Source organism: Pseudomonas sp. GW456-12-1-14-TSB6 (assembly GCF_059424205.1).
Map to the genome: position 1 here is coordinate 20,772 of NZ_JBWKZE010000046.1, position 12,454 is coordinate 33,225.

The window sequence follows — 12,454 nt, forward strand, 5'->3', positions numbered from 1 at the left end:
CGGAGCGTCCCTTGAGGCATTCCCACGCAGAGCGTGGGAACGATCATCGTCTAGGCGTTGAACTGGTTGCGTGGGAACGATCAGCGGTCTTTCAGAACGACCGCACAATCCGCCCCAACGTCTCCATCGCCTTCTCCGCATCCTCGGTCCACGGGCTGCCGTAGTTCAATCGAATGCAATTCCTGAAGCGCTGGGTCGGCGAAAAAATCGGCCCCGGCGCAATGCTGATGCCCTGCGCCAACGCCATCTGAAACAACTTCAACGAATCCATCTGCGGTGGCAGTTCCAGCCACAGAAAATAACCGCCGGCGGGTTGGCTCACGCGTGTCTGCGCCGGGAAGTAGCGGGCGATGGCCGCGAGCATGGCGCTTTGCTGTTCTTCCAGGGCGTAGCGCAGTTTGCGCAGGTGACGGTCGTAGCCGCCGTGTTGCAGGTAGTCGGCGATGGCCGCTTGTGCCGGCATCGAGGCGCACAGCGAGGTCATCAGTTTCAGTCGTTCGATTTTCTGTGCGTAGCGGCCGGCGGCGACCCAGCCGATTCGGTAGCCGGGGGCCAGGCTCTTGGCGAACGAGCCGCAGTGCATCACCAGCCCTTCGGTGTCGAAGGCTTTGGCGGGTTTCGGCGCCTGCTGGCCGTAATAGAGTTCGGCGTAGACGTCGTCTTCGATCAGCGGCACCTGATGCTGTTTCAGCAGTTCCACCAGTTCCTGTTTCTTGGCCTCGGGCATGGTCGCGCCCATCGGGTTCTGGAAACTGGTCATGCACCAGCAGGCCTTGATCGGGTGCCGTTCCAGTGTCTGGGCAAGCACGCCGAGGTCGATGCCGTCGCGCGGGTGCACAGGGATTTCCACGGCTTTGAGCTTCAGGCGTTCGAGTACTTGCAGGCTGGCGTAAAACGCCGGGGCTTCGATGGCCACCAGATCACCGGGTTCGGTCACGGCTTGCAGGCACAGGTTCAGTGCTTCGAGGGCGCCGTTGGTGATGAGCAGTTCTTCCATCGGCAGCATCAGGCCGCCCACCATGTAGCGCAGGGCGATCTGCCGGCGCAGTTGCGGATTGCCCGGCGACATGTCGGTGACCACCATGCGCGGGTCCATCTCCCGGGCGGCGCTGGCCAGTGAGCGGGACAGGCGTTGCAGCGGGAACAGGGTCGGGCTGGGGAATGCCGAGCCGAAGGGCACGGTGCTCGGGTCCTTGATCGATTCCAGTACCGAGAACACCAGTTCGCTGACGTCGACCTCGGTGGACTCGTTGACCTGACTGCTGATCACCGGCTCCGAGAACGGGCTCGGGGCGTGGGTGTTGACGAAGTAGCCGGAACGCGGGCGGGCACGAATCAGGCCGCGACGTTCCAGCAGGTAATAGGCCTGGAACACCGTGGACGGGCTGACCCCGTAAGTCTGGCTCGCGTAGCGCACCGACGGCACCCGCTGACCGGGGCCGAGGACGCCGGAGCGGATCAGTTCAGCGATGTCGTCGGCGAATTTTTCGTAGCGTTTCATCGGGGGCCTTGGTGCTGGTTGAATGTGTAGAGTGTCAGGGAAAAGCCCCCTCACCCTAGCCCTCTCCCGGAGGGAGAGGGGACTGAACGAGTTGTTTGTTCGAGTTACGCCGACTTGAAAGTCCGGAGTCGAACTCGGGTTTGCAAGCAACTGAGATCTGCTCCCTTTCCCCCTCGCCCCCTCGGGGGAGAGGGCTGGGGTGAGGGGGCGATTCTAAGGGATCAGCGATTCATCGGCGCAACAAACCGGCTCTTCGCCACGCTATAAATCCCCGGCTCATCACTGTCGGCAATCTTGAAACTCAAGGTCTGCGAGCTGCTGGCCGGGCGTTCGGAGGTCATCGCCACCGACACCGGCACATCGACGATCTCGCCCGGCGCCAGGCTCAGTTCGGTCTTGCCTTGCAGCTCGAAGCCTTCACCGTCCACCAGCGTCAGGTTGTAGTCCTGCCGCTGCTGGGTTTTGTTGATGACCTTGAGGGTGTAGATGTTTTCGATCTGGCCCTGAGCGTTTTCACGGAACAGGCCACGGTCCTTGGTCACGTCCAGCGAGACCATTGGTCGTTCCACCAACGCCAGGGCGAGGGCGCCGATCATCACCACCAGCACCGCGACGTAGCCGATCAGCCTTGGACGCAGCAGATGCGTCTTGCCACCCTGCAACTCGCGCTCGGAGGTATAGCGAATCAGGCCACGGGCGTAATTCATCTTGTCCATGATCGAGTCGCAGGCATCGATGCACGCCGCGCAACCGATGCATTCCATTTGCAGGCCGTCGCGGATGTCGATGCCGGTCGGGCAGACCTGCACGCACAACTGGCAGTCGATGCAATCGCCGAGGCCGGCTTCGGCCGGTTTCACCTCGCGCTTGCGCGGGCCCCGGTTTTCGCCACGGGCGGCGTCGTAGGAAATGGTCAGGGTGTCCTTGTCGAACATCACGCTCTGGAATCGCGCATACGGGCACATGTGCATGCACACCGCTTCACGCAGCCAGCCGGCATTGATGTAGGTGGCAGCGGTAAAGAACAGCACCCAGAACAGACTGACGCCGCCGATCTGCAGGGTCAGCAGTTCTTCGGCCAGCGGCCGGATCGGGGTGAAGTAGCCGACGAAGGTCAGACCGGTCAGCACACTGATCGCCAGCCACAGCGTGTGCTTGGCCGCACGCCGCGCCAGTTTGTTCAAGCTCCAGGGCGCCGCCTGCAATTTGATCCGCTGGTTGCGCTCGCCTTCGGTGATCTTCTCGCACCACATGAAGATCCACGTCCACGAACTCTGCGGGCAGGTGTAGCCACACCAGACCCGGCCGGCGAACACGGTAATCGCGAACAGGCCGAACGCGGCGATGATCAGCAGCGCCGAGAGCAGAATGAAATCCTGCGGCCAGAACGTCGCGCCAAAGATGTGGAATTTGCTTTCGGAAAGGTCCCAGAGCACTGCCTGACGACCGCCCCAGTTCAGCCACACCGTGCCGAAAAACAACAGGAACAGAAACCCCGCACCACTCATGCGCAAGGTGCGGAACAGGCCGGTGAAGCTGCGGGTGAAGATCTGGTTGTCGCTGGTGGCGTGTTTCGCCTTCATTGGGCGCGCCGGTACTTTTTTTATCCGGGGAGATACTTCTACGGTTCGGACGGGGATTCGTTCGCTCATGGTCGTTCGCTCATCAGCCTCCATCAGGCCAGGGAACTATGAGCGCCGATCTGTTTGCATAACAGACTCAGGTATTTCAATAAAAAGCGTATCAGATGGGCTGTTCTGCCACGCCTGCGACAACTTGAAGCAGCCCGCAGGCCAAAGCGCAGAGGCCTATCCCAGAGCTCTGCGCCGGTTGTTGATCGAGGTCAGTCAAATCACCGAATCACTGTCGTCGGCCTTCAGGTGTTTGCGCCCATCCCGGGCGCCTGCGACGGTCAACGCATCAGCTTCGGCCTCGGTGACGTAGATGCGCCGTCCTTCCACTTCGACGAACGACATGGCTTTTTCGCTATCGGTCCTGACTTCCAGCGTGTCGCAGATCCGAATTTCTTCACCATTTTCCACGGTGAAAAAACAGACTTTCGATTCCGGATTGCTTTCATCGATACGAAGGGGCATGGGGTTGTCCTTTTTTCACGGGAGTCTGAATCGTTAGGGTGCGCGGTTCTGCAGATCGTTCTACGCAACCGATTAATGGTCGGCGCTGTCCATCTTTTATCAACTCATAACAAGGACTGGACGATGAACGCCTGGTGGCATGAAGTGTGGGAAACCCTGCAAGCGGAATTCGCCGACATCGGTGATGCGTCGCAGCTGACCCGGATCACCGTGCGCTTGTTGATGGCGGCCATATTGGGCGGGATTCTCGGGTTCGAGCGCGAGCACAAGGGCAAGGCCGCCGGGGTGCGAACGCACATGCTGGTAGCCCTTGGCGCGGCGTTGTTCGTGCTGGTGCCGCAGTTGTCCGGTTCCCAGGCCGATGCCATGAGCCGGGTGGTGCAAGGGGTAATTGCCGGGATCGGTTTTCTCGGCGCCGGCACCATCCTCAAGAATCATGAAGGCGACGAAGGTCACGTCAAGGGCCTGACCACCGCCGCCGGTTTGTGGATGACCGCCGCCATCGGCGTCGCGGCCGGTCTGGGCCGCGAGGCGACGGCGGTGCTCAGTACGTTGCTCGCTTTGGGGATCTTCAGTGTCATGCCACGGATCGTCAGAGTCTTCGAAAAGGATCACATCGAAAAAGACCGCATCGAGAAAGACCACAACGACCCGCGCTGATCAGACGATTACCGGCGGCATGGTCGTCGGCGGTTCTTCCTTGGGCGGTGGCGTGGTGCCAGGCGGCTCCTGTTCGGGAATCGGTTGCGGTTCGGTTTCGGGCAGGGTCGGTTTGTCGATGTTCGGATCGGGTGTTTCAGCGGGAATCGGAATAGTCATCGGGTGAACCTCCGTGTGGCACTTGGCGTGGGACGTGCTTAAGTGGATTGACCACTTCACTGCGAAATCGATCCGATTTTGTAGCGCGGCAAATCCCTGTGAACTTTTCCCGGCGACGGCCGCTCGGAACCTGAGAGAGTTCATCCGGGCCCAGGCCCGACCGTGACCGCCAAACAGGCAAACGAGCGTCCTTGGGGCGTTAAGGAGAGATGCTCAATGACTGCTGAAAAACCTTCCGAACAGAGCTACAACCCGCACATGCCGCTGTCGCAAGCCTTGCTGTTGCCGCGCATCGTCATTGAAAACACCATGCCGACCCTCGACGGCGGACAATTTGCCGTCAAGGCAATCGCTGGTCGGGAGATCGTGGTCACCAGCAAGGTGTTCGCCGACGGTCACGACAAACTGGCGGTGCGCATCCGCTGGCGCGAAGAGGGTGACGAGACCTGGCAGACCGAAGTCATGAGCGATCAGGGCAACAATGGCTGGCGCGGTGTGTTTCAGCCGCAGCGCATGGGCCGTTATCTGTTCCTGATCGAAGCCTGGATCGACCAGTTCGCCAGTTTTCAGTACGAACTGGAGAAAAAGCACACCGCCGGCGTCCCGGTCAGCCTCGAGCTGCAAGAGGGACGCACCATGGTGCAGCAGGCCGCCGAGCGCAGCGAAGGTCAGCTCAGCGAACAACTGGCCGCTCTGCACCACGAATTGTCCGGCCTGCTCGAAACCGAGCAGGTCGCGTTGTTTCTGCACTCGCGCAGTGCGCAACTGATGGCCGAGGCCGATCACCGCGCCTACCTGAGCCTCAGTGCGGAATTCCCGGTGGACGTCGAGCGCGAATTGGCGGAATTCGCCAGTTGGTACGAACTGTTTCCCCGCTCGATCACCGACGATCCCACCCGCCATGGCACCTTCAATGACGTGCACTCGCGCCTGCCGATGATTCAGGACATGGGCTTCGACGTGTTGTATTTCACGCCGATCCACCCGATTGGTCGCAGCCATCGCAAGGGTCGCAACAATTCCCTGACCGCCGGCCCGGACGATCCCGGCAGTCCATATGCGATCGGCAGCGAGGAGGGCGGCCACGAAGCGATTCACTCGCAACTCGGCACCCGTGAGGACTTCCGTCGGCTGGTGGCCGCCGCTGCCGAGCATGGTCTGGAAATCGCTCTCGACTTCGCGATCCAGTGTTCCCAGGATCACCCGTGGCTCAAGCGGCATCCGGGCTGGTTCAACTGGCGACCGGACGGCACGATCAAATACGCGGAGAACCCGCCGAAGAAATACCAGGACATCGTCAACGTCGACTTCTACGCACCGGAAGCGATTCCGAGCCTGTGGGTCGAGTTGCGCGACATTGTGGTCGGCTGGGTGCAGGAGGGCGTGAAGATCTTTCGCGTCGACAACCCGCACACCAAGCCGTTGCCGTTCTGGCAATGGCTGATCGCTGATGTCCGTACGCTGTACCCGGAAGTGATCTTCCTCGCCGAGGCTTTCACCACCCCGGCGATGATGGCGCGGCTGGGCAAGGTCGGGTACACCCAGAGCTACACCTATTTCACCTGGCGCAACACCAAGGCCGAACTGGCAACCTACTTCACCGAACTCAATGAATCACCGTGGCGCGAGTGCTACCGGCCGAATTTCTTCGTCAACACTCCGGACATCAACCCGGCGTTCCTGCATGAGTCGGGACGTCCCGGATTCCTCATTCGCGCGGCGCTGGCGACCATGGGTTCGGGCCTGTGGGGCATGTACTCGGGATTTGAACTGTGCGAATCGGCGCCAGTGCCGGGCAAGGAGGAATACCTCGATTCCGAGAAGTACGAGATCCGCGTCCGCGACTTCAACCAGCCCGGCAACATCATTGCCGAGATCGCCCAGCTCAACCGCATCCGCCGCCAGAACCCGGCGCTGCACAGCCATCTGGGCCTGAAGATCTACAACGCCTGGAACGACAACATTCTGTATTTCGGCAAGCGCAGCGCGGACGGCAGCAACTTCATTCTGGTGGCCGTCAGCCTGGATCCGCATAACGTACAGGAGGCGAATTTCGAGCTGCCGCTGTGGGAAATGGGCCTGCCGGACGATGCCACCACCCACGGCGAAGACTTGATGAACGGCCATCGCTGGGACTGGCACGGCAAGTACCAGTTCATGCGGATCGACCCGGCATATCAGCCGTTTGGAATCTGGCGCATCACTTCTTCCTGATCGACTTGATCGGTTCCTGATCGTTCCCACGCTCCGCGTGGGAATGCATACCGGGACGCTCCGCGTCCCAAAGCGGACGCAGAGCGTCCATGGCGGCATTCCCACGCGGAGCGTGGGAACGATCAGAAGCAGCTTCGGCTTCAATGAATTCAACAGGAGTTTCACATGGCGAAGAAACCCAAGGCAGCCACCTTTATCAAGGATCCGCTCTGGTACAAGGATGCGGTCATCTATCAAGTTCACGTCAAATCCTTTTTCGACTCGAATAACGACGGGATCGGCGACTTTCCAGGCCTGATCGCCAAACTCGATTACATCGCCGATCTTGGCGTCAACACCATCTGGCTGTTGCCGTTCTACCCCTCGCCACGCCGCGACGACGGTTACGACATCGCCGAATATCGGGGCGTCCACAGCGATTACGGGACGATGGCCGACGCCAAGCGCTTCATTGCCGAAGCGCACAAGCGTGGCCTGCGGGTGATCACTGAGCTGGTCATTAACCACACCTCCGATCAGCATCCGTGGTTTCAGCGGGCGCGCAAGGCCAAGCCCGGCTCGGCAGCGCGGGATTTCTATGTGTGGTCGGATGACGATCAAAAATACGACGGCACCCGGATCATTTTCCTCGACACCGAAAAGTCCAACTGGACCTGGGACCCGGTGGCGGGCCAATACTTCTGGCACCGCTTCTATTCGCACCAGCCGGACCTGAATTTCGATAACCCGCAAGTCATGAAAGCGGTGCTGTCGGTCATGCGTTACTGGCTGGACATGGGCATCGACGGCCTGCGACTGGATGCCATTCCGTACCTGATTGAGCGCGATGGCACCAACAACGAAAACCTCCCGGAAACCCACGACGTCCTCAAGCAGATCCGCGCCGAAATCGACGCCAACTACCCCGATCGCATGCTGCTGGCCGAAGCCAACCAATGGCCGGAAGACACTCAGTTGTACTTCGGCGACACCGACGCCGAAGGCGTGAATGGCGACGAATGCCACATGGCGTTCCACTTTCCGCTGATGCCGCGCATGTACATGGCGCTGGCCCAGGAAGATCGCTTCCCGATCACCGACATCCTGCGCCAGACCCCGGAGATCCCGGCCAACTGCCAATGGGCGATTTTCCTGCGCAACCACGATGAACTGACGCTGGAGATGGTCACCGACAAGGAACGCGACTACCTGTGGAATTACTACGCGGCCGACCGTCGCGCACGGATCAACCTCGGCATCCGTCGACGTCTGGCGCCGCTGATGGAGCGCGACCGCCGCCGCATCGAGTTGCTCAACAGCCTGCTGCTGTCGATGCCCGGCACGCCGACCCTGTATTACGGCGATGAAATCGGCATGGGCGACAACATCTATCTGGGCGACCGCGACGGCGTGCGTACGCCGATGCAATGGTCGATCGACCGCAACGGCGGCTTCTCCCGCGCCGACCCGGCCAGTCTGGTGTTGCCGCCGATCATGGACCCGCAATACGGCTATCAGTCGGTCAACGTCGAAACCCAGGCCGGCGACCCGCATTCGCTGCTGAACTGGACCCGACGCCTGCTGACCGTGCGCAAGCAATCCAAGGCGTTCGGTCGTGGCACCTTGAAGATGTTGTCGCCGGCCAACCGTCGCGTGCTGGCCTACACCCGCGAATACACCGGGCCGGACGGCAAGCACGAAATCATTCTGTGCGTAGCCAACGTGTCACGCAGTGCACAAGCGGTGGAACTCGACCTGTCGGCCTACGTCGGCATGGTGCCGGTGGAAATGCTCGGTGGTAACGCGTTCCCGCCCATCGGCCAGTTGAGTTTCCTGCTGACCCTGCCGCCCTACGGTTTCTACTGGTTCGGCTTGGCGGCGGAAAACCAGATGCCGAGCTGGCACGTGGAACCTGCGCAGAGCCTGCCGGACTTCACCACGCTGGTGTTGAAAAAACGCATGGAAGAACTGCTCGAGGCGCCGTCCCGCGCCACCCTTGAGCAGGCGATCCTGCCGAGCTGGCTGCAGAACCGCCGCTGGTTCGCCGGCAAGGACGCGGCCATCGACCAGGTGAAACTGGCCTACGGCGTGCGCTTCGGCGATGCGCAGCATCCGGTGTTGTTCAGCGAAATCGAAGTGCAGAGCGGCGGGCAGACCAGTCGCTATCAACTGCCGTTCGGCTTCATTGCCGAAGATCAGGTCGGGCCGGCGTTGCCGCAACAACTGGCCCTGGCCCGAGTGCGCCGGGTTCGTCAGGTCGGGTTGATTACCGATGCGTTCAGTCTTGAAGCATTTGTTCGCGCGGTGCTGCAAGGCATGCAGGGCGGTACGGTGCTGGAGTCCAGTGATGGCGAGATCCGTTTCGAGGCGACGCCGCAACTGGAAAAACTCGGCCTCGGCGCGGAATCCGAAGTGCGCTATCTGTCCGCCGAGCAATCCAACAGTTCAGTGGTGATCGGCAACAGTCTGGTACTTAAGCTGATCCGAAAAGTCGCTTCTGGCGTACACCCGGAACTGGAGATGAGCGCTTACCTGACCGCAGCCGGATTTGCCAATATCTCACCGCTGCTGGGTTCGGTGATTCGCCGCGGCGCCGATGGTGAAGACAATCTATTGATGATTGCACAGGGCTATCTGAGCAATCAGGGCGACGCCTGGGAATGGACGCAGAACAACCTCGAACGGGCGCTGCGCGACGAACTGGCTGACGCCGTGTCCGAGCAGGCGCAACACTACAACGCCCTCGGTGAGCTGAAGGATTTCGCCGGCATGCTCGGCCAGCGTCTGGGGGAAATGCATCAGGTATTGGCAGCGCCGAGCGACAACAAGGACTTCGCGCCGCAAGTCAGTTCGGCCAAGGATGCTCAGGCGACCGGCAAGGATGTCGCGGCGCAGGTCGAGCATGCGCTGAAGCTGCTCAAACAGCATCAGGGCGAGCTCGATGCGGCGGATCAGAAGCTGGTCGCTCGTTTGCTCGACAACAAGAAAACCATCCTTGCCCACGTGCAGGAACTGGCCAAGCAATCCGCCGGCGGTCTGCGGATCCGTGTCCACGGCGACCTGCATTTGGGGCAGGTGCTGGTAATCAAGGGCGATGCCTATCTGATCGACTTCGAGGGCGAACCGGCGCGGCCACTGGCCGAGCGCCGTGGCAAGCACAGTCCGTACAAGGACGTCAGCGGAGTGCTGCGCTCCTTCGACTATGCCGCCGCGATGGCGCTGAATGTGCACAACGTCGACAACAGCCCCGAGGCCGAAGCCGCGCGTCGGCGGGTCACGGAGCGTTACCTGCGTGAAGCCCGTGAAGCATTTCTCCAGGCATATCGTCAGGCGGCAGCTAGTCTTGATCATGCCTGGCAAGATCCTGAAGGTGCCGACGCCGCACTGGCGTTGTTCGGTCTGGAGAAAGCGGCCTACGAAGTGGCCTATGAAGCCGAAAATCGCCCCACCTGGCTGCCCGTGCCGCTGCACGGTCTGTATGGGTTATTGACGGGGCTCAAACCCTTTTCCGATCTTGGTGGAGAGTAGTCATGAGTTTCTCGAACAGGGAACAGGGTCACGCTAAAGAAAGATTGCTGCCCACTGCAAAAGACATTGATGCCTTGGTGCGCGCAGAACACCACGACCCGTTTTCCATTCTTGGCCCCCACGGCGATGGCGCCGGCGGGCAATTTATCCGGGCGTATCTGCCCGGCGCGTTGAGTGTTTCTGTCGTCGATAAAAACAGTGGCGAAGAACTCGGTCCGCTGGAGGCTACCGAAACGCCGGGGCTGTTCGTCGGGCATTTCGAGGGCGCACGGCCGTACCTGTTGCGCACCCGCTGGGCCGGTGGCGAGCAGGTCGCGGAAGATCCCTACAGCTTTGGTCAGTTGCTCGGTGAAATGGACCTGTACCTGTTTGCCGAAGGCAATCACCGCGACCTCAGCAGTTGCCTCGGCGCACAGTTGAAAACCGTCGATGGCGTCGACGGTGTACGTTTCGCCGTGTGGGCGCCGAATGCCCGGCGGGTGTCGGTGGTCGGTGACTTCAACGTCTGGGATGGCCGACGGCATCCGATGCGCCTGCGACATCCGTCTGGCGTGTGGGAATTGTTCATTCCGCGCCTGCAGGCGGGCGAGCTGTACAAATACGAAATCCTCGGTGCTCACGGCATCCTGCCGCTCAAGGCTGACCCGATGGCACTGGCCACCAGCCTGCCGCCGGACACTGCGTCAAAAGTCGCCGCGCCGTTGCAGATCGACTGGCAGGATCAGGACTGGATGAGCAGCCGCCACGAGCGCCAGCAGCACAGCGCGCCGCTGTCGATCTATGAGTTGCACGCCGGATCCTGGCAGTGCGAACTCGATGATCTCGGCGAAGTGGCGCGTCAGTACACCTGGCCGGAACTGGCCGAGCGCTTGATCCCCTACGTGAAGGAGCTGGGCTTCACCCACATTGAACTGATGCCGATCATGGAGCACCCGTTCGGCGGTTCCTGGGGCTATCAGTTGCTGTCGCAGTTCGCTCCCAGTGCGCGATACGGCACGCCCGAGCAGTTCGGCGATTTCGTCAATGCCTGCCATCAGGCCGGCATCGGTGTGATTCTCGACTGGGTGCCGGCGCATTTCCCCACCGATACCCACGGTCTGGCGCAGTTCGATGGCACGGCGTTGTATGAGTACGGCAACCCGCAAGAAGGTTTTCATCAGGACTGGGACACGCTGATCTACAACCTGGGCCGCACCGAAGTGCACGGCTACATGCTGGCGTCGGCGCTGCACTGGTTGAAGCATTTCCACGTTGATGGGCTGCGGGTCGATGCGGTTGCGTCGATGCTCTATCGCGATTATTCGCGCAAGGCCGGCGAGTGGGTGCCCAATCGTCATGGCGGTCGCGAGAACCTGGAAGCCATCGACTTCCTGCGGCACTTGAACGACGTGGTGGCACTGGAAGCACCGGGCGCGCTGGTGATCGCCGAGGAGTCCACAGCGTGGCCGGGCGTCAGCCAGAGCACCCAGCAGGGCGGGCTCGGTTTTGCCTACAAATGGAACATGGGCTGGATGCACGATTCGCTGCATTACATTCAGCAGGATCCGGTTTACCGCGCCCATCATCACAACGAATTGAGTTTCGGTCTGGTCTACGCCTGGTCCGAGCGGTTCATCCTGCCGATTTCCCACGACGAAGTGGTTCACGGCAAGCATTCGCTGATCGACAAGATGCCCGGCGACCGCTGGCAGAAATTCGCCAACCTGCGCGCCTACCTGAGCTTCATGTGGACCCATCCGGGCAAGAAGTTGCTGTTCATGGGCTGCGAGTTCGGTCAGTGGCGCGAGTGGAACCACGACCAGCAACTGGACTGGTATCTGCTGCAATATTCGGAACACCAAGGCGTGCAGAAACTGGTCGGCGACCTCAACCGGCTCTACCGCGAAGAGCCGTCGCTGCACGAGCAGGACGATGCGCCGCAAGGCTTTCAGTGGTTGATCGGCGATGATGCGATCAACAGCGTTTACGCATGGCTGCGCTGGAGCAAGGACGGCACGCCGGTGCTGGTGGTGGCCAACTTCACCCCGGTGCCGCGCCAGTCTTACCGGGTCGGTGTGCCGTTTGCCGGACGCTGGAAGGAATTGCTCAACAGTGATGCCGACACCTACGCCGGTTCCAACTATGGCAATGGTGGCGGGGCGTTCACCGAAGAGGTGGCCAGTCACGGCCAGGCGTTGTCGCTGGAGCTGAATTTGCCGCCGCTGGCGGTGTTGATCCTCAAACCTGAGGGCTGACCTCACGCGAGATCGTTCCCACGCTCTGCGTGGGAATGCCTCAAGGGACGCTCCGCGTTCCAGCTCTGGAAGGGACGCGGAGC

The 12,454-nt window shown here is 61.1% G+C and carries 8 protein-coding genes; 4 read left to right on the forward strand and 4 right to left on the reverse strand.

Annotation, left to right across the window (positions count from 1 at the left end; genetic code table 11):
• Nucleotides 1–91: 91 nt before the first annotated feature.
• The 3 genes from mapR to AC07Y2_RS27300 form a co-directional block, all read right to left on the reverse strand.
• Nucleotides 92–1,501: a GntR family transcriptional regulator MpaR gene (gene mapR / locus AC07Y2_RS27290; RefSeq protein ID WP_103387326.1), complete on the reverse strand. Its 1,410-nt coding sequence runs from the start codon at nt 1,499–1,501 to the stop codon at nt 92–94.
• Nucleotides 1,502–1,722: 221 nt separating this feature from the next.
• On the reverse strand, nt 1,723–3,153 hold the full coding sequence (ccoG, locus tag AC07Y2_RS27295) for a cytochrome c oxidase accessory protein CcoG (protein ID WP_085667115.1): 1,431 nt from the start codon (nt 3,151–3,153) through the stop codon (nt 1,723–1,725).
• A 195-nt stretch (nt 3,154–3,348) separates the two neighbouring features.
• The gene (locus AC07Y2_RS27300) at nt 3,349–3,597 is read right to left on the reverse strand and encodes a DUF3203 family protein (RefSeq protein ID WP_007952135.1); all 249 of its coding nucleotides are present in this window, start codon (nt 3,595–3,597) and stop codon (nt 3,349–3,351) included.
• A gap of 123 nt (nt 3,598–3,720) precedes the next feature.
• Between AC07Y2_RS27300 and AC07Y2_RS27305 the strand changes: the two genes are divergently transcribed.
• Entirely contained in the window at nt 3,721–4,257 is a 537-nt protein-coding gene (locus AC07Y2_RS27305) for an MgtC/SapB family protein (RefSeq protein WP_103387325.1), read from the forward strand.
• On the opposite strand, the gene AC07Y2_RS27310 is transcribed toward AC07Y2_RS27305, so the two are convergent.
• Nucleotides 4,258–4,416: a hypothetical protein gene (locus tag AC07Y2_RS27310; RefSeq protein ID WP_165369575.1), complete on the reverse strand. Its 159-nt coding sequence runs from the start codon at nt 4,414–4,416 to the stop codon at nt 4,258–4,260.
• 216 nt (nt 4,417–4,632) lie between these two features.
• On the opposite strand from AC07Y2_RS27310, the gene AC07Y2_RS27315 reads away from it, so the two are divergent.
• From AC07Y2_RS27315 to glgB, 3 genes are all read left to right on the forward strand, one after another.
• Nucleotides 4,633–6,630 carry an alpha-1,4-glucan--maltose-1-phosphate maltosyltransferase gene (locus AC07Y2_RS27315; RefSeq protein ID WP_103387324.1) on the forward strand — a complete coding sequence of 666 codons (1,998 nt, stop codon included), beginning with the start codon at nt 4,633–4,635 and terminating at the stop codon, nt 6,628–6,630.
• A 165-nt stretch (nt 6,631–6,795) separates the two neighbouring features.
• Nucleotides 6,796–10,137 (forward strand): maltose alpha-D-glucosyltransferase, encoded by a 3,342-nt coding sequence (treS, locus tag AC07Y2_RS27320; RefSeq protein ID WP_103387323.1) that lies wholly within the window; start codon nt 6,796–6,798, stop codon nt 10,135–10,137.
• Between the two features lie 2 nt (nt 10,138–10,139).
• On the forward strand, nt 10,140–12,371 hold the full coding sequence (gene glgB, locus AC07Y2_RS27325; protein ID WP_103387322.1) for a 1,4-alpha-glucan branching protein GlgB: 2,232 nt from the start codon (nt 10,140–10,142) through the stop codon (nt 12,369–12,371).
• Nucleotides 12,372–12,454: the final 83 nt, after the last annotated feature.

Bases quoted from the DNA above. Each gene is read 5' to 3' on its own strand.
- mapR (WP_103387326.1), bottom strand. From the start codon at position 1,501: ATGAAACGCTACGAAAAATTCGCCGACGACATCGCTGAACTGATCCGC.
- ccoG (WP_085667115.1), bottom strand. From the start codon at position 3,153: ATGAGCGAACGAATCCCCGTCCGAACCGTAGAAGTATCTCCCCGGATA.
- AC07Y2_RS27300 (WP_007952135.1), bottom strand. From the start codon at position 3,597: ATGCCCCTTCGTATCGATGAAAGCAATCCGGAATCGAAAGTCTGTTTT.
- AC07Y2_RS27305 (WP_103387325.1), top strand. From the start codon at position 3,721: ATGAACGCCTGGTGGCATGAAGTGTGGGAAACCCTGCAAGCGGAATTC.
- AC07Y2_RS27310 (WP_165369575.1), bottom strand. From the start codon at position 4,416: ATGACTATTCCGATTCCCGCTGAAACACCCGATCCGAACATCGACAAA.
- AC07Y2_RS27315 (WP_103387324.1), top strand. From the start codon at position 4,633: ATGACTGCTGAAAAACCTTCCGAACAGAGCTACAACCCGCACATGCCG.
- treS (WP_103387323.1), top strand. From the start codon at position 6,796: ATGGCGAAGAAACCCAAGGCAGCCACCTTTATCAAGGATCCGCTCTGG.
- glgB (WP_103387322.1), top strand. From the start codon at position 10,140: ATGAGTTTCTCGAACAGGGAACAGGGTCACGCTAAAGAAAGATTGCTG.